This is a genomic window from Streptomyces achromogenes (assembly GCF_030816715.1).
Taxonomy (GTDB): Bacteria; Actinomycetota; Actinomycetes; order Streptomycetales; family Streptomycetaceae; genus Streptomyces; species Streptomyces achromogenes_A.
In genome coordinates this window covers 14,674-31,952 of the sequence record NZ_JAUSYH010000001.1, presented here as the reverse complement: position 1 = coordinate 31,952, position 17,279 = coordinate 14,674, and the positions used below count along the sequence as shown (strand labels likewise).

Genomic DNA, 17,279 nt, shown 5'->3' with positions numbered 1-17,279 from the left:
GGGGGCTGCACGGGACAGAACGATGGTGCTGTCGTTGTTGCAGACGGGCACCGACTTCTACGAGTCTGAAGCGGGCGGCGCACGCGGCTGATCCGCGTCGCGCAGCCGCCCGCAGGACCGGCAGCGCAACCGGAGACGGGCCGTCGCATGCCCCGCTTCCTGGCCGGGCGGTTGCCCGCCCGAGACCGCGTCTTACGACGAGGGCCGGGGATCGGCGGCCGCCGTTTCCAGTTGCTGCAGGAGGCGGCGGATGAAGCGGCTCCACTGCCTCTCCTCGTCGTCCGCATCGAACCAGTCGTCAGGCGAGGTGGCGGCGTCCCATTCCTTGAGTTCGGCCAGGAGCGAGGCGGTGTCCGTTCCCAGCTCGGGATGGTCCAGGACCCACCGGACCTGTTGGGCGAGGTCGTGTACCCGGTGAGCTGCACGGTAGTAGGCGACCTGCGGCGTCGACAGGCGGCGAGTGGCGTAGCCGCCGCACTTGCTGCACGGGTCGAATCGCTCGGCGTCCAGCATCTGCTCGACGGTCACCAGGTCGTAGTACCGGCTGAGACCACGGACGCGGCTCTGGTGCTGGCAGCCGGGGGAGTGGGCCCGGCCCTCGAACTGCCCTGCAGCATCCGTCGTGTACAGCTGCACGGATGCCAGGATGCCCAGCGGCAGAGCCGACCCTCCACGCCGTGCACCGTCCTCCGCGGCGGGCCTGAAAGGCCGCAGATCCAGCTGCTCCATGGCCAGCAGCCCGTCCCACACAGGGAAGGGCACCGGATCACGGCGCTCGCCGCTCGCGTCATACCGGTCCCCGAGATCGCGCAGGTCCGCCACTCCGCGAGCAAGGAGCAGACAGCGCAGTGCTGCATCGGGGTGCGAGCGTCCTCGGGCCAGGCGCACCACCAGCCGTTCACCCTCGGCCGTGCCCAGGCTACGGCCGAAGTCCGGGTGGCTGGGCTGGTGGATGCGGGGCGTCCAGACCGGATCATCATCTGCCACGGCGCCGGCTGTGAGCTCCTCACGCCGGGCCGCCACCAGTGCGTCGGGCAGATCACCGGCAGCCGCCACGACGACGTACCGGCCTCCGCGAGCGACCCGCGCCTCCAGCACGGGCAGCGGCAACACCTCGGGTCCGGCCTCGACGGACAGCACCAGATACAGCTGATCCACCTCCCGCGAGACGGTACGCAAGGCCCGCAGATCACCTGCGGTGACCGGCCGCCGCTCACTGACCGGCGTATCGTCGAACACCCCCGGCCCCACCGCCTCGACGGGCACCCGCGGTGCCGCGTCCTGCGCGGCGACGGCCTGCTCAGGCGTCAGGCACGACAACGCCGAAGGCTGGGACAGCAGACGGGCTCCGACAGGCTCGGGCACCCGCAGCGTCACGGTCAACCCCTCCCAGTCCGCGTCGGTGGCCCAGCAGGCGAGCACACCCAGCTCCCACTCGCTCAGACGGCCGAGAAAAACCTCGTCACGGCCGAACGGATCATTCAGCCCCTGCTCCGGGAGTCGGACCACCAGCACCCGCTCATCCTGCTCACCGGCCGCACCCGCCCGCAGCGCGAGCGCCCAGGACGCCACCAGCTCCTGGGCACGCTCCAACGCCGCATCCCACCCTTTGCGCCGGCTGCTGATCCTGCGGACGAGGTCGTAGGCGAGGTGGCCGTGTCCGCGAGGATCCTCCCAACTGTCGGCGGCCCGGTGACTCCACCGCCGCCACAGCGATGCCAACTCCTCCGCCACCACCGTGGGTGCGCCGAGGAGTGCGAACACCGGGTCCTCGGCCGGCAGAACCGGGGTGCCCATCGTTGTCACGCCGGCCGCGGCTGTGAGCGCCTCCCGGGAAAGCAGTTGCCCAGCCTGCCGCTGGAGCAAAGCAACATGATCGGCCTTGAGCCGCATACCGGCAGCGGCCCAGGGCTTCAGCCAGGGAAACAGAGCAAGGAAGCGGTGGCAACGGTGCAGACTGGCCGCCGCGCTGCGCCACTGGCCCACGACCGAGTCGCGTACCTGCTGGGCCTCTCGCCGTGCACGCCAGTCGTCCTCTTCCTCGTCCGCGTCGGGGGCTTCCCCATCGTCCTGCGGGGCCTGCAGGAGCAGGACGGCCGCCTGCTTCACCTCGTCGTCGGCGAAGCTGTCCTCGTCCGCCTCGCTGTAGCTGCCGAGTTCGTGCAGCAGCCCCAGACCGGTCAGCGCACTCAGGAACAAGCCGACTCCGGTGCCCGGCCGGGCCCACGGCCCGTACCTGGCGCACTGCGGGCACATCCGCTCGACCACCACCCGCAGCGGCAGCTCGCTCGACGTGACTCGGCCGGCGCGTATGCGGGAACAGTGCTCCGTGGCATGCAGCTTGGCTGCCTTGCCCGGCGCGGACCAGACCCTGATGGGAGATGCCTCGAAGGGCCCCAGCGGCACCTCCGGCGTCAGCGAACCGTACGTCAACACGACCTCCTCCGTATAGCCTTCGAGGTTAACCGCGGCCACTGACACGGCAGCCCGGTGAACTCAACCGGCCCAGGCCTCCTGCTGCCAGTCACGGCCCCCGCGGCAGCATGCCGCCGTCACGCGCATCGCGTGGTGTGCGTGACGGACGATGGGGAGATCTCGATCGCCCGCGGGACGCCCACGGATGGGCTGCGGGCTCTCGGCTGAGGCGACAGATCCGGGTGGCACGACGTCAACTTGGCGCCCCTTGTTACATTTTGCCCCGCTGCCGCCTTTCCTTGTGGTGAGGGCCGCCTTCGGGCGGTCGCCCGAAGGCGGCGGACGGAGACGGCGTGGGAACTGACGGATGCGGCACCGATCCTTGCTGCCGCTGCCGCTGCCGCTGCCGCTGCCGCTGCCGGTCTGGCAGCCGGGCACGGCCGCGGAGCGAACCTGTGGGGAGTGGTCTGCCGCGGCAGAAAGCGCCGGATGCCGGTGCCCGGATGATGCCCTCCCGGCGCGGCTGCCCGGGGCTTGTAGCGCCTTTGCGCACGGGAGGCAAGCATGGTCACCCGAAGGTGTGATGCCGCGGGACAGAGGCAGGAACGGTCGTCCTCCAACGGCGTAGTGTCATATGCCTGTTGCCCGGGGCACTGGGCAACTCGCAGGTCGGGCCAGGGGAGAGGGCGGCATCGGGAATGGCGGGGACGGGCTGGAGTGAGCATGGGCTGTGCAGGACGGCTGACCCCGATGCCCTGTTCGTCGAGGGCGCAGCGCAAAACCGCGCCAAAGCGCTGTGCGGCGGCTGCGGCGTTCGGACCGAGTGCCTCGCCTACGCCTTGGACCAGCGCATTGAATTCGGGGTGTGGGGAGGCATGACCAAGCGAGAGCGCCGGGCTCTGCTGAGGCGACGGCCCACGGTCACGTCCTGGCGGCGCCTGCTGGAAACGGCCCGCGTGGAGCACGGCCGCGGCCGTGCCGTCACGCCTGCTATCCCGCAGGCGAGTTGACCCCTCCCATCTCAGGTTGCACCGGGGAGCGCCGTCGAATGGCTTGGTTCAGCCCGGCTGCATCTCCTGTCCGGACTGCACGCTCAATCGCCGGGGAGAACTGGTTATGACCGAAGCTCCGTGTGAAGCCGTCGGCGACGACACCGACCGGGAGGTTGTCGCCCATGAGCGGGCCGAGCTACGGGAGTTCGTGACAGGGCTGAGCCCGGACGACATCAGGTCGGGCGACTGGTTCACCAAGCTCAGCCTTCAAGCCCTGAGCTCATACACCAATACCGTCGACTGGCAGTATTTCCAGGAGCGGTATGAGGGCCTGCCCGTGGACGCCATTGTCGACGAGCGGATCAAGATGGCGGCCCGCTATGCCGCACTCGAAGGCGGGTTGTCGGCCAGCGCCTACACGCTGACCATCGCCGCCACCATCGGCCCCCGTGGTGGTGCCTCGGCGGCGACCGTCCCGGCCGCCGGCGTGACGATGATGGTCGATCTCGCATTCATCACCCGGCTCCAGCTCCGCCTGGCCTACGACATTGCCGTCCTCTATCGAACCCCGCTCGACCTGTCCGACCCCGATGACATGTGGAAGCTCATCCGAGTGGCCTTCACGATCAAAAGCGGGGCAGTAGTCCGGGAAGGCGTGCTCAAGGTGGTCCCGGCCATGACGCGACGGGTGATCAAGGGTTTCTACTCCGGAATGGTGCTGACCGCCGCGAAGGGCCTCCCCTTCGTCGGGAAGTCTCTTCTGCAGCGCAACGTCATCAAGATCGGTATCCCCGGGGTCGGCGTTCCCCTTGCGGTGGCCGTGAACCGCTATACGACACTGCTCGCGGGACGGCACGCGCAAGCCGTCTTCCGCAACGAAGCGCGGGTGATCGAACTCGCCGAGAACCTGAGCAGGCGCAGTCAGCACCCGCAGCTGATGCTGTGGGTCGCGTGGCTCGTCATCCGGGCGAACCACAAGACCGCCGACGAGGAGACGCTGCTGATGCGCCACCTGACGAGGCTGGCCCGGGAGCAGCATCAGGTCGTCGACGAACAACTCACGAACCTCGTCGACTTCGACCCCGGCGAGGTGTGGCGGCGCATAGACGCCGAGCGAGGGGATCTGAGCGACCTCCTCGACGTAGCCGACCGCGTGGCCACTGTGGACGGCGCTATCAACGCACGTGAAAAAGCCGTCATATCCGAGCTTCGAGAGCGCTGCCGCCGAGTCTGACGCCGCCCTGCCCCTGGCAAAACCGCCTGATCGCGGAAAGGCTCTCATCAGCTGCCACAAGAAACCGTCTTCGAAGGCACGGGAAACGATCGCCTGAAGCGGCGTGTTCGCCCTGGCCAAGCGAGTGCTGTCGGCGCCCGCACAGACTCCTTCTCCCCGTGTAGGCGCTGCAGTAGACGACGAAAGAACCCTTGGTCACTGCCTTGACCCAGGAGTGGGCCCCGGCCAGCAGGAGCTGCTGCTCGCTGCTGCATGCGGCCGCCGACAAGCCAGGCTGTGCGATGACCGTGTTGATGTGGGGGCGCAACTGAGGCGCGCGCTCCCGGATGCGGTAGAGCTCGTCGATGCTGCCGACCAGGTACGGGCTCTGTCCCGAATTGCGGGCGGCCCACTTCACGGCACGGTTGTACAGGGTCCGCAGCAACGCCTCGACGCCGTACTCACGCCACTTCGCACCACGCACGGCCTGGCCGCACACCTCGTACAGGTCGGCGACGCGGCGGCCGGGTGTGGGCTCGTGGGAGTACTTGCAGTGCACGAGGGTGATGGTGATGTCCGTTTCGTCTGCGCAGATGCCGACGAGGTCGGCCACCTCGTTGGCCCCGTCGTCATCGAGCAGGACGTCGAAGTGCTGCTGCCCGCTCAGGTGGAGAGACATGTAGTGCTGCACAGAGTGCGTCAGCCGCTGCGGTCCCATCGACTCGACCTGGATGTCGACTCCGTTCCACTCCAGCACGCTCAGCAGGGACAGGTCGAAGGGCGGCAGGTCGGTGCGCGGCGCGAGCAGACGGTCGTCAGGGGCCAGCACGCGGTCGCCGGCGAAGAACAGATATGGCTTGTGCTTGTTGATCCACTCGGCGGCCGGGATGAGGGTGCGCTGGTAGCGCACGAGGGCGTCCTCACCGAGGGGGGAGTAGGTGAGCCCCTGGTCGGTGAACTCGGCGCTGTAGGGGACCTCCCAGTCCGGGGAGAGGAGAGAAAACAGGAGCGGCCCATCGGCGGCGAAGTCGTCCACGCGGAAGCCGACATCGGTGACGGGGTGGGACCGCTCGTTGTAACGAGTTGGTGCGTGATAGCGGGTGAGACGTGTTCAGCTTGGCCGTGGCCGGTTTTCAGACGTTGGCGGTGCGGTCGGAGACGAGGCCGGCGATGGCGCGGTAGGTGTCGGCCAGGCGGTCGCGTCGGTGTGTCCAGCGGGTCAGTTGCTTCCAGCGTTTGTGATCGGCAAGGGCGTGTTCGACGGTGATGCGGTCGGACGAGTGCCCGTGTCGGTCCCGTTCCCACTGCTCGACTCTGCCGGGCAATGCTCCTGGCCGCGGTTTTCTGGGCGGTGTGATCGCTTGGCCACGGTGGTCGCGGCTCAGGCCGAGATAGCCGTCGTCCAGGAGGACCTCGACGTCGGGGAAGTGCCGGAAGCAGACGGCGATGCCTTCGTTGCGGGCGGCCGTGGCGTCGTGCATACGCCCAGGCCGCAGGGCATCGGTCCATAACGTGCGGCCACGCCAGTCGGCGATCACGGGGGCCTTCATCGTGTTCTGCTTCTTCTTGCCCGAGACGAAGGCACGGGCGTCCGCCGCGGCTGGCCGGTGGCCGGCGGACCTGGATCTCGGTGGCGTCCAAACGCAGCTCGACGCCTTCGGCCTGGGCATAGGCAAATACATCCGTCAGCGTCCGAAGCCGCAGGCCGGGACGGTCGGGAACCGCGCACCCCCGCTCCGCCAGGAGCGTGCGCACCTCTGCGATCGCCCGGGTGACGGTGGAACGGTCGACACCGAACAGCAGCCCCAGCACCGAGTGCGGCAGGTCGTGCCGCAGATGGATCAGCGTGGCCACCAGCCGGTCGACGAACACCAGCTGATGGCTGGCGCCGGCACCCGCGGCCCGCTTCCTGGCCCCGCCCCGCGTCGCATGGCGACGACCTTCGACCCTCGCCTGCCACGGCTCGGCCAACTCTTCGACCAGGCACGCAAGATGAGACCGAGAGAGCCCCGTGAACAGCCGATGCGCCAGCACCGCCCGATTGACCATGATCGACACAGCGAGATCATGCCATCCACCTGGCACGACACCTCACCCGCTATCACGCACCAACTCGTAAGGCCCGACGCATGTACGAGAACGAACGACCCCCACATATGTAGGGAATCTGGACGTGGATGGCATCCCAGGCCTGTGAGAAGCCCCGTGCGTACAGGGAAGACCTTGCTCCTGGCGTTCGCTACGACTGGACCCGCGACAGACCCCCACGCGTGTGGGGAATGCGACGACGGACAGCTGTGCCCGGTTTGCGCCACCCCGGGTGTGGGGCCGTCCTCGGGTGAAGTCCGGACGCGGGCGGGCGCGGTTGTCTATCGTCGGGTGGCATGGGGACCGTGGGCATGGGCGGGTCGGGACACGGGGTGCCGTTCGCGGGGGAGCCGCCAGTGTTCGAGGACCGGACTCAGGACGCATGTGTGGTGGTGCCGGGGATCATGGGCAGCGTCCTAGAGGACGCAGCGACGGGCCGCGCGCTGTGGGGTGTGAGCCTGGCGATGCTCACCGGGCTGACCGGCCCGAGCCTGTTCGGGGCCCTGCACGCGGACGAGCGGGAGCGGGCCGCCGACGCCGACACCGCCCGGCGGGCGCCACTGACACGCATCCGCGCGACCAGCTCCTGGCCAAACCGTGGTGGTTACCCGTCTTCCAGGGCCTCGACCCCTACAGCGACACGGTCAAGACCCTGCAGAGGATCACCCAAGCGCCGGAGGCGGTGGCACCGTTTGCCTACGACTGGCGCCTGGCGGTCTCCTACAACGGCGCCCTGCTGGCCCGCGCGGCCCGCGCGCACCTGACCCGGTGGCGGGAGCGGGCCGCTGCCACACTCGGGAGGCGGGCTGCGGGCGGACCAGGGCAGGCGCGGCTGGTGTTCGTGGCGCACTCGATGGGCGGGCTGGTGGTGCGGGCCGCGTTGGAGCAGGACCCCGAACTCGCGGCCGACACCCGGACGGTCATCACCGTCGGCACGCCGTTCCTGGGCTCGGCCAAGGCCGTCCTCGCGCTCAACCTCCTGAACGCTCGGGTGACGCCGGAGCGGCTGGTGCGGCGGGTGCAGGCGATGGCAGCGACCTTGCCCGCCGTCCACGACCTGCTGCCCGGCTACCGCTGCCTGGACCTGGGCCTGGACGTCGCACGCCTCACCCCGGCGGACGTGGCTCGGTTCGGCGGCGACCCCGGCCTGGCAGCCCGCTCACTCGACCAGCACAAGCGCCACCGCGAGGAGCCGCTCGCGCTGCCTGGGCACCGGGCGATCGTCGGCGAGGCCCAGGCCACCGTGCAGACCATCGACGATCACCAGTACGCCGGCCTCGCGGTCGCCGTAGGCCGCCGCCACGCCTTCGACGTCGAAGCGGACGGCGAACTGGTGCGCGACCCGAGCACCGGCATCCCGGCCCGCCGTGACGCCTCCGGCGACGGCACTGTCCACCTGCCCTCTGCCCGGACCGGCACCGAGGCCGTCACCTACGTCTACGGGCAGCACGGCACGCTGATGCGCCACGACGAGGTCCTGCGCCAGATCCGCCGCATCACCCTGGAACGACCCCAGGGCGCCCCCCTCGGCGGCGACGGCACCGGCCCCGGCCTGGAAACCCCCCAAGTCGGTGGCACCCTCGGACAGCCGCTCACCCTCACCGCCACCGGCCTGGACACCCCGGCAGGCGCCACCTTGAGCGTGCACTCCGCCACCACCGGCCGTCCCGGCCACCCCCTCACCCTGCGCCCCGACCCCGACCGTACGGACGGCGCGCTGTCGGCCCGCTTCACCCCCGAGGCCCCGGACTTGTACCGCGTCACCTTGGATACCGGCCGGCACGTGCCCCTGACCCAGCTCGTCCTCGTCACCCCGCCCGACACCGGCACCCGGTAGCCTTCCCATGACCACATCCGCCGCACCGGACGGCACCCCGCCCCGCACCACGGCCCCCGGCACCGGCGACGAAACCGTCGGCGCGTTCCCTAGGGGCGGCGTCGAGCTGTTCCCGGTCAACTTCACCGCCTACCGGCACCACGAGGACCTGGACACCGACCGGCATGTCAAGGCCGTCGCCGACCTGCTGGCCGACTACGGCGTCCGCACCACCGAATGGACCGTGCTGGCAGGTGAACGGGACCTGCAGGCGGTCGAGGACCGGCTCCGCGCCTGGAGGCAGCCCACCGCCGCCGGCGGCCACAACACGCTGCTGTACTGGGTCGGCCACGGAACCGCGGAGCGCCTCGCTCATCACCGCACCCCTTCACCGATCGACGACGGCGTCAGTCCGCAGGCGATCGCCCACGCGATCGGCAGCCGCCAACTCCACCCCGACAATGATGGCAGCTGGGCGATCGTCGTCCTCGACGCCTGCTTCTCAACGAGCTTCGCCAGAGCCGTCCACCGCGAACTCTTCGACGACAAGCACGCCGGCGTACGCCGGTACCTGCTGCTGGCCACCGCCGCCCAGGGCTACGCCGAACTCGGCGCCTTCAGCCGCGCCCTGGAACGGGCCCTGAACGTTACCTTCCCTACCCAGCGGGCCATCGGACTGTCCGCTCTCGGACGCGAGCTCGCCGGCGACCTCGACGGCTTCTTCGACGACCTCACCGTCGACGACCACCGCGACCAGCTCGTCAGCCTCCGTCTGAAGGCCGCGAGTTCGGTCTCCGCCCCGCTGGACCAGCTCGCCGAAGTCCAGGCCGTCATCGACCAGCTCCCCGACGACGAACGCCGCCACTTCCTGCCCAAGGCCACCGGCGCCGAACTCGGCGAACTTGCCTGGTACTTCCACGGCCGCACCCTCCAGCGCGACCAGATCCTCAACTGGCTGAACGCCGCAAGCAACGGCGCCCTCGTGGTCACCGGCCCCGCCGGCGCCGGCAAGTCAGCCCTCCTCGGCCACGTCCTCCTGCACACCAACAGCAGCCTGCGCGACATCCTCATCCGCCACGGCCACCTCACCCCACTCCCACCCTGCATCCCCTGCCCTAACGACCCGTTCGACCTGGTCACCCATCTAGCCGGCCTCACCCCCGCCCGTGTCCTGCACCTCGTCGCCCACGCCGCCGGCCTCACCGACCTCGCCACCCTGGCCACAGACGGACAGCCCCCCGCCGACCTGACCGCCCGGCTCCTCACCGAGCTACGCGAGCGGCCCACTCAGCTGACTCTGCTGTTCGACGGCCTCGACGAAACCGAACAGCCCCTCCACATCGCCGATCAGATCCTGCGCCCCCTCGCCGCCCTCCCCACCGTTCGCCTGATCATCGGCACCCGACGCTCCACCCGCGAAGGCCCCGACCACCCCACTCTCGACGACACGAACATCCTCGACACCCTGGGCCCACACCCCGCCACCCTCGACCGCCCGGCCACCGTCGGCCCACAGTACGTGGAGGTGTCCCGGGACCCCGAGGCCATCGCCGGATACCTGCGCGCCAAACTCCACGCCGCCAAACACCAAGGCACTCTGAACGCCGACTACCGCCTCATCGAGGAAGCCGTTCGACGCCTCGTCACCGACCAGCAGCAGGACGGCGCGGAGCCGCAGCAGTTTCTCTACGCCCGCCTCGCCGTCCACGAACTCCTCAACGCCCCCCGACTCCTGGCCGACCCCACACCCCTAACCGGCCAAACCCACCGACAGCTCTTCAACCGCGCCCTCGAACGCCTCCACCACGTAAACCCCCACTACACCCACCTCCTGAAAGCCCTCGGCCTCGCCCAGGGCCGCGGCCTGCCCGACCAGGACGACATCTGGTCCACCATCGCCAACGCCCTCGCACCCGGGCCCGCCCAGACCCGGGACAGCATCCCCAGCCTGCTCCACGACGCGGCCCCCTACCTCGCCCTCGACCAGGAACACGGGCAGAGCGTCTACCGCCTCGCCCACCGCACCTTCACCGAACACTTCACCACCACCGACACGAACCACGCCCACGCGGCCATCACGACCGCCCTCGCCCGCCACACCCGCCACACCCTCCGGCGCCAAGGCACACCCGACGCCGCATCCCAACCCGCCGATGTCAGCCCCTACACCCGCCACCACCTCATCACCCACGCACGGCTGGGCCACGCCGCCGGAGCCCTGCACACCCTCGCCGACCACCCCGACGTCCTCGACACCCTCGCCCTGGCCGGCATCACCACCAACGCCCTCCACCACGGCCTCAACCCCGACGTGCTGCCGCCCGCGATTGCCGGCACCGTCCTGTTCCAGCACCACGCCCAGGAAATCGACTCCGACCAGCAGGACCACGACACGCTCGGCTGGCGCCGTTGGTGGAGACGCCTCGGCACCACCTACATCCAAGGCACCCCGCCTCCCACCGAACCCCACCCCCACAACACCCGCCCCTGGCCACTCACCCTCCGCTCCGGCACCGTCGCACCACGCCGACTCCACCTCCAACTCCCCGGCCAGACCGGCCGGGTGTGGGCGGTGGCGGTGTTCACCGCACTCGACGGCACCCCTCGCCTCGCCACCGGCAGCGACGACGGGAAGCTGCGGATCTGGAACCCGGCCACAGGCACCCAGGACGGCCAAATCCTCACCGGCCACCGCGGCGGGGTGTGGGCGGTGGCGGTGTTCACCGCACTCGACGGCACCCCCCGCCTCGCCACCGGCGGCCCCGACAGGACGGTGCGGATCTGGAACCCCGCCACCGGGACCCAGGACGGCCAACCCCTCAACGGCCATGACAGGTGGGTGTGGGCGGTGGCGGTGTTCACCGCGCCCGACGGCACCCCCCGCCTCGCTTCGGCCTCTGGCGACTGGACGGTGCGGATCTGGAACCCGGCCACCGGTACCCAGGAAGGCCAACCCCTCACCGGTCACAACGGCGGGGTGCGGGGGGTGGCGGTGTTCACCGCGCCCGACGGCACCCCCCGCCTCGCCGCTGGCCACGACGACGGGACGGTGCGGGTCTGGAACCCCGCCACCGGCACCCAGGACGGCCCGGCCCTCACCGGCCACCGAGGCGGGGTGTGGGCGGTGGTGGTGTTCACCGCGCCCGACGGCACCCCTCGCCTCGCTTCGGCCTGTGGCAACGGGACGGTGCGGATCTGGAACCCCGCCACCGGTGCCCCGAAGGGCCGACCCCTCAGCGCCTTCCTCACCCGGGTGTGGGCGGTGGTGGTGTTCACCGCGCCCGACGGCACCCCTCGCCTCGCCACCGGCCACGATGACGGGGTGGTGCGGATCTGGAACCTGGCCACCGGTGTCCAGGAAGGCCAAATCCTCACCGGCCACCGAGGCGGGGTGTGGGCGGTGGCGGTGTTCACCGCGCCCGACGGCACTCCTCGCCTCGCTTCGGCCAGCAACGACGACAGCACTGTATGGATCTGGAACCCCGCCACCGACGCCCAGGAAGGACAAATCCTCACCGGCCACGACGGCGGGGTGACTGTGGCAGCGGTGTTCACCGCACTCGACGGCACCCCTCGCCTCGCCACCGGCCACGATGACGGGGTGGTGCGGATCTGGAACCCGGCCACCGGCACCCAGGAGAGCCAAATCCTCCCCGGTCAGACCGGCCGGGTGTGGGCGGTGGCGGTGTTCACCGCACTCGACGGCACCGCCCGCCTCGCCGCTGGCCACGACGACGGGAAGCTGCGGATCTGGAACCCGGCCACAAGCACCCAGGAAGGCCAACCCCTCACCGGCCACACCGACTGGGTGACTGCGGTGGCGGTGTTCACCGCGCCCGACGGCACCCCCCGCCTCGCTTCGGCCTCTGGCGACGCGACGGTGCGCATCTGGAACCCCGCCACCGGCACCCAAGACGGCCCGGCCCTCACCGGCCACAACGGCCGGGTGCGGGGGGTGGCGGTGTTCACCGCGCCCGACGGCACCCCCCGCCTCGCTTCGGCCAGCGACGACGGGACGGTGCGGATCTGGAACCCCGCCACCGGCACCCAAGAGGGCCAACTCCTCACCGACCACCTCATCCGAGTGTGGGCGGTGGCGGTGTTCACAGGGCCCGACGGCACCCCTCGCCTCGCTTCGGCCTCTGGCGACTGGACGGTGCGGATCTGGAACCCGGCCACCGGTGCCCAGGAAGGCCAACCCCTCACTGGCCACAACGGCGGGGTGCGGGGGGTGGCGGTGTTCACCGCGCCCGACGGCACCCCCCGCCTCGCTTCGGCCAGCGACGACGGGACGGTGCGGATCTGGAACCCCCGCACACGGACAGGGCACATGCTCCTTTCGGAGGACGCAATCCGCGCACTGATAGCGGGCCACGACCTGCTCGTCATAGGCACCTCATCGGGCCACCTCGTGATCGACGTGTCGTCTGAACCGACCGACACGCCATGATCGCCAGGACAGTGTCTAGGGCAGTTGAGCTGAGAAGCCATCCGCTTACCGCTCGGCAGGCTTGATCAGTCGAACACGGTTCCTGTTCGGGTGACCTCTCGACGGCCGGGCCGCGTCAGACCCAGTCGACGCCCAGCTTCCGCAGCGCGCCCAGCTGCTCCTGGGTGAGGCGGAAGGCCGGCTGTCCGCGACGCTGGAGGGCACCGTGCACTGCGTCCAGAACCGCGCCCGCCTGGTTCGCGCGCTTTACGAACGGCTTGACCGGCGGGAGGCCGCGCTCGCCCCGGAGAAGGTGGCACCGAGCAGCAGCTGACCCATGTTCCGGGCCGACGGCCGTGCGGAAGGGTACAAGTACCGGTATGGCGCGGGGTCGGGTCCGGTGGCCGGCGGTCGTCGAACGGGCCCGGGAGATCGTGGAGAGCTACGGGGGCGGCGCTGCGCCAGGTGATCTACTGCCTGGTTTCTCAGGGGGCGCTTACGCACACGGCGTCGATGTACCGGCGGCTGTCAAGGCCCGCCGCGAGGGCCGGTTCTCCGACCTGATTGACACCGTCCGGGAGATCCACGTCCCGCCCTCCTGGCAGGAGGGGACGCGTTCGTCGCGGAGATGCCCGGCTGGTTCCGTCTGGACCGCACGGAAGGCCAGGAGCGTGCGCTGTATGTCTCTGCCGAAGAGGACACCCTTCGCCAGCAGCTGACCGGCTGGCTCGTTCCGGCGGGCATCGCCGTCCTAGTGGTCGGCGATTCAGCTCGCCCACGTAGTCAAGGGGACTTCGCAGAGGGCAGGACGACCGGCGTAACGACGAACTGGGGCGCGATGCTCCATCGGCTCGCCAAGGCCTGAGTTCAAACGCGCGTTTTGGCCCGACCGTGTGCACGATGGAGGCACAAGGCTTGGTCGGAAGATCGTGGGCCGGAAGAAGATCGTGCATGAAACGGAAGATCGCCAGCATCGCTGTCGTCGCTGCCCTCGCTGTCGGCGGCGTCGCAGCCTGTGGAGACGGCGACAGCAGCAATCACTCCACGCCTAAAACGCCGAACAGCAGCACCCCCCGGGTGCCGTCACCGAGCATCCCCAGGCTGGCCATAGGACAGACGCTCCACATCTCGACCTCGCCCGCGCAGATGGCCAGGCCGATTCCTGCCGGTGCTGCTGATGTGGCCCTGCTCAATCTGGACGTGACCATGACCTACAGGTCGAAGGACACCCGGACTGTGGATAAGGCGGACCCTGGCGAGCAGTTCGTCATCTGGACGATTAAGGTCACGAACACCGGCCCGGATGAGTTCGACCTTTACCCGCTGACGGCGGCGCAGCGGTGGACGTCGGGCGGCCAGGTGACAGCACCGGGCCTTTTCCTTGGTCTCGACGACGATCTCGGCGGCAAGCCCGACCCGCGACCGGGTGAGACGGTCACCGGCAGTAGCGGGGCGGTCGTCCCCGAGGGGAGCGGGGTGCTGGAGTTCAGCGACCGACAGGGCGTCCCGATGTTCGCAGTCGTTGTCAGTAAGTAGCACCTAGGCGGGTTGCAGGCAGAGCAGGGCGGCTCTACTCAACGTCAACGGCCTTGGCCGTAGTCCGCATAGCCTCGGCCATCAGCGCGACGGCGTCGGCCCGGAACGGGCCGAGGTGCACGTACGGCGAGCCTCTGTGAGTCACCATCGGGCGCACGCCGCCCCCAGACACTCTCGGGGAGGCCAAGACGGGATAGGGTCGCCCGGATCGCCTTCGCTGCGTCTGCGGCTTCCTTGCGGCCGTCCCGATAGGTCTGAATGTCCATCGTCACGAGTGGACCCCAGAGGCGTGGTCGCGGATCTGAGTGGCGTGGCTGGCGGCGAGGGTGATCTTTCCTGCCGCCTTGGCCGCGTTGAGGCGCTCCCACTCGGACTGGCAGGTTTTGCAGCCAGCCATGGGTGCGCAGTCGAGCAGCCACGCGTTGAAACCCACCGGCAGGTCGATGGGTCGTTCCTGGGTGGTCTTGTGCTTGCTGGCCATGAACGCTCCCCGGCTCGTGTGACTCCAGATACGACCTTAGGAAGCAGGGAGTTGGGCAATCCACGAAGTTGCACGCGGTTGCACGATGGGCAGGTGCACCCTTGACCCCCCTCTTCCGCCCAGGTGAGGCTCACCCTGCAACCGGCAGCAACCGGCTCGATGCAGGGAGAGGCAATGCAGCTACGGTTCGTCGGCAAAGATCCGAAGTCTGGAGATCACGGCTGCCCGGCCGTGTGGGTGGACGAGGCGACGCAAGATCTCGTCATCCAGGGTGTGAAGGGCGATCACGAGACATTGACCCAGACCGTCCAGGACAGCCCGCTCCCCGAGCATGAGGGCGTGATCCGGCTACCGCAGCGCATGAGATGCGGGACGTGTACGCGGTCCCGAACGAGGACGAGGGGTTCGCGGCATGGCAACGCGGCCACCGGCTCGACCCTGAAGACCGCGCGTCTTGGTGGCGGCCTTGGCTCGACTTGGTCCAGGAGGTCACCGCCAAACGCGTTGTCATGCGCCGTGCCCGGATCGTCTCGGAGCCGGGCTCTGCAACTGTGCCTCGACCCCGAGGAGCTCTACCCAGCCGAAGCCCCTGCCTCTGCCTGGCTGGAGCAGCTGCGCGCCGGCTTGACCCTCGTCGAGATAGCCGCAGGGCATCCCGACCAGGACAACACGAGCAGCCTCGACCTCCTGGCCAGCCTGTGCAGGTCCAAGGACCTCGTGCTTCAGGACCTCGCGCGTGGCGAGGAAGTCATTGGCAAGGTGCTGCTCGCCACCTACCACGCATCCAAGGGCCGAGAGTTCGACACCGTGATCCTGCCGGGCCTCCTCCAAGGCATCATTCCGCGAGATGTCCCCAACGGGAAACAGTGGCGGAGGCCCACGGAGACGGAGCTCGGTGAGCAAAGGCGCACCTTCTACGTCGCCCTCACCCGTGCCGAGTCGACCGTGACCATGATCGTCGGTCCCGGGTACGAGACCAGGAACGGGTACTGGATATCCCGTGGGCCCTCAGCCTTCGTGATCGAGATGGCGCGGCGGCTCTTCCCCAAGGAACAGACTTGACCAGGCGGCCGTACGGCGGTGCCCGACCCCGTCCCGGCTCCGGCCGCCGACCCGGGCGACGCCAACCCAGCGGCGACGTCGCCGGCGGCCCCGGTCGATGACGACCAGGCGGTGGGACTCCGCGAGGCCCACGAACGCCACCTGCCGGACATCACCATCGCCGCGCTGCGCTACGCCCGCGCCAACGACCGCACCTTCCCCAAGCCGGTCGACAAGCGCGGCGCCGAACTTCTCTACCGCGTCGGCGACCTCAAGAAGTGGGCCCGCAACCGGCCCCGCGCCGCCTCCGGGACCCGTGCGACTTTCCATGGCGCCCGGCCGGACCGACCAGGGTCGGCTTCTGCCTGCGAGGCACCCGCCCCGCTCCGGGCGATCACCCGCCGTCGAAAGTCTCCCCGAGAAGCACCTGGGCCCACTGCGCTGGGCGGCCGGTGGTACTCACGGAACGCACGCAGAACCACGAAGTGGTGTTCCCTAGCCTGTCTGAGATCGTCGTCAGATCGCCAGCGAGGCCTTCCTTGCTGAGTCTCGCCACACCTCTCGGGATCGCTTGGGACTGCTGCACGGATGAGTGACACCTGACCTGGCTTGCTGAGAGGCAGCCTGGAAGGATGTTGCAGTGCCCAAGCCGTATCCGAAGGAGTTCCGCGAGGACGTCGTGCGGGTCGCGCGCAACCGCGAGCCCGGCGTCACGCTGGAACAGATCGCCGCCGACTTCGGCGTCCACCCGATCACTCTGTCGAAGTGGCTGCGCCGTGCGGACAGCGATGAGGGCGCCAGGCCCGCGACAGCGTCGGGTGAGTCGGCCGAGCTGCGCGAGGCCCGCAAGCGCATCCGCCTGCTGGAGCAGGAGAACGAGGTCCTGCGCCGGGCTGCAGCGTATCTGTCGCAGGCGAACCTGCCGGCAAAATGATGTACCCGCTCGTCCGCGAGCTGGCCGCCGCCGCTGCCCCTCACCGGGTGCCGGTGGCGGTGACGTGCCGGGTGCTCAATCTGGCCCGCCAGCCCTACTACCGGTGGCGGGCCTCTCCGGTCACCGATTCCGAGCTCGCCGAGGCATACCGGGCCGACGCTCTGTTCGACGCGCACCGCGACGATCTCGAGTTCGGTCACCGCTTCCTCCTCGACGAGGCCCGCGCGGCCGGTGAGGCGATGGCCGAGCTGCGATCTCTCGGTTTCGTGTCGGTGGTGGTGAGAGTCGGTGGTGGTGTTCTGGGGCTGGTCAGCGGCTGTTTGTGAGTGGGGAG

Annotated in this window: 12 protein-coding genes and 2 pseudogenes; 10 read left to right on the top strand and 4 right to left on the bottom strand. The window is 69.6% G+C overall.

Annotation, left to right across the window (positions count from 1 at the left end; translation table 11 throughout):
* Positions 1-192: 192 nt before the first annotated feature.
* On the bottom strand, positions 193-2,433 hold the full coding sequence (locus tag QF032_RS00120) for a hypothetical protein (protein ID WP_307054212.1): 2,241 nt from the start codon (positions 2,431-2,433) through the stop codon (positions 193-195).
* A 680-nt stretch (positions 2,434-3,113) separates the two neighbouring features.
* Between QF032_RS00120 and QF032_RS00115 the strand changes: the two genes are divergently transcribed.
* Together QF032_RS00115 and QF032_RS00110 are read left to right on the top strand one after the other, a co-directional pair.
* Complete coding sequence (locus QF032_RS00115; protein ID WP_307054210.1) at positions 3,114-3,425, top strand: WhiB family transcriptional regulator; 312 nt, start codon at positions 3,114-3,116, stop codon at positions 3,423-3,425.
* A gap of 106 nt (positions 3,426-3,531) precedes the next feature.
* A complete protein-coding gene (locus QF032_RS00110) occupies positions 3,532-4,641 on the top strand; it encodes a hypothetical protein (RefSeq protein ID WP_307054209.1) in 1,110 nt (369 codons plus the stop codon).
* Here the strand turns inward: QF032_RS00110 and QF032_RS00105 are convergent.
* Positions 4,604-5,656 carry a hypothetical protein gene (locus QF032_RS00105; protein ID WP_307054207.1) on the bottom strand — a complete coding sequence of 351 codons (1,053 nt, stop codon included), beginning with the start codon at positions 5,654-5,656 and terminating at the stop codon, positions 4,604-4,606. The two genes, QF032_RS00110 and QF032_RS00105, sit on opposite strands and share 38 nt — an antisense overlap.
* A 97-nt stretch (positions 5,657-5,753) precedes the next feature.
* A pseudogene (locus QF032_RS00100) lies at positions 5,754-6,669 on the bottom strand (transposase family protein).
* A gap of 421 nt (positions 6,670-7,090) precedes the next feature.
* Here QF032_RS00100 and QF032_RS00095 point away from each other — a divergent pair.
* From QF032_RS00095 to QF032_RS00080, 4 genes are all read left to right on the top strand, one after another.
* A complete protein-coding gene (locus tag QF032_RS00095) occupies positions 7,091-8,545 on the top strand; it encodes a lipase/acyltransferase domain-containing protein (RefSeq protein WP_307054205.1) in 1,455 nt (484 codons plus the stop codon).
* 7 nt (positions 8,546-8,552) lie between these two features.
* Complete coding sequence (locus QF032_RS00090; RefSeq protein ID WP_307054203.1) at positions 8,553-12,974, top strand: hypothetical protein; 4,422 nt, start codon at positions 8,553-8,555, stop codon at positions 12,972-12,974.
* Between the two features lie 607 nt (positions 12,975-13,581).
* Positions 13,582-13,818 carry a hypothetical protein gene (locus QF032_RS00085; protein WP_307054202.1) on the top strand — a complete coding sequence of 79 codons (237 nt, stop codon included), beginning with the start codon at positions 13,582-13,584 and terminating at the stop codon, positions 13,816-13,818.
* Between the two features lie 86 nt (positions 13,819-13,904).
* Positions 13,905-14,489, top strand: a complete 585-nt coding sequence (locus QF032_RS00080) for a hypothetical protein (protein WP_307054200.1) — start codon at positions 13,905-13,907, stop codon at positions 14,487-14,489.
* 268 nt (positions 14,490-14,757) lie between these two features.
* Here the strand turns inward: QF032_RS00080 and QF032_RS00075 are convergent, their stop codons facing one another.
* Positions 14,758-14,970 (bottom strand): hypothetical protein, encoded by a 213-nt coding sequence (locus QF032_RS00075; protein ID WP_307054197.1) that lies wholly within the window; start codon positions 14,968-14,970, stop codon positions 14,758-14,760.
* Positions 14,971-15,335: 365 nt separating this feature from the next.
* On the opposite strand from QF032_RS00075, the pseudogene QF032_RS40510 reads away from it, so the two are divergent.
* From QF032_RS40510 to QF032_RS00060, 4 genes and pseudogenes are all read left to right on the top strand, one after another.
* Positions 15,336-15,515, top strand: a pseudogene (locus QF032_RS40510) (DUF6879 family protein); the annotation flags it as partial.
* On the top strand, positions 15,487-16,032 hold the full coding sequence (locus tag QF032_RS00070) for a 3'-5' exonuclease (protein WP_307054195.1): 546 nt from the start codon (positions 15,487-15,489) through the stop codon (positions 16,030-16,032). The pseudogene QF032_RS40510 and the gene QF032_RS00070, both read left to right, overlap by 29 nt.
* A gap of 619 nt (positions 16,033-16,651) precedes the next feature.
* The gene (locus tag QF032_RS00065) at positions 16,652-16,945 is read left to right on the top strand and encodes a transposase (RefSeq protein WP_307054192.1); all 294 of its coding nucleotides are present in this window, start codon (positions 16,652-16,654) and stop codon (positions 16,943-16,945) included.
* Complete coding sequence (locus tag QF032_RS00060) at positions 16,945-17,271, top strand: hypothetical protein (protein ID WP_307054189.1); 327 nt, start codon at positions 16,945-16,947, stop codon at positions 17,269-17,271. The genes QF032_RS00065 and QF032_RS00060 overlap by 1 nt, the downstream gene beginning before the upstream one ends.
* Positions 17,272-17,279 lie beyond the last annotated feature (8 nt).

Bases quoted from the DNA above. Each gene is read 5' to 3' on its own strand.
- QF032_RS00075 (WP_307054197.1), bottom strand. From the start codon at position 14,970: ATGGCCAGCAAGCACAAGACCACCCAGGAACGACCCATCGACCTGCCG.
- QF032_RS00110 (WP_307054209.1), top strand. From the start codon at position 3,532: ATGACCGAAGCTCCGTGTGAAGCCGTCGGCGACGACACCGACCGGGAG.
- QF032_RS00090 (WP_307054203.1), top strand. From the start codon at position 8,553: ATGACCACATCCGCCGCACCGGACGGCACCCCGCCCCGCACCACGGCC.
- QF032_RS00080 (WP_307054200.1), top strand. From the start codon at position 13,905: ATGAAACGGAAGATCGCCAGCATCGCTGTCGTCGCTGCCCTCGCTGTC.
- QF032_RS00115 (WP_307054210.1), top strand. From the start codon at position 3,114: ATGGCGGGGACGGGCTGGAGTGAGCATGGGCTGTGCAGGACGGCTGAC.
- QF032_RS00095 (WP_307054205.1), top strand. From the start codon at position 7,091: ATGTGTGGTGGTGCCGGGGATCATGGGCAGCGTCCTAGAGGACGCAGC.
- QF032_RS00085 (WP_307054202.1), top strand. From the start codon at position 13,582: ATGCCCGGCTGGTTCCGTCTGGACCGCACGGAAGGCCAGGAGCGTGCG.
- QF032_RS00060 (WP_307054189.1), top strand. From the start codon at position 16,945: ATGTACCCGCTCGTCCGCGAGCTGGCCGCCGCCGCTGCCCCTCACCGG.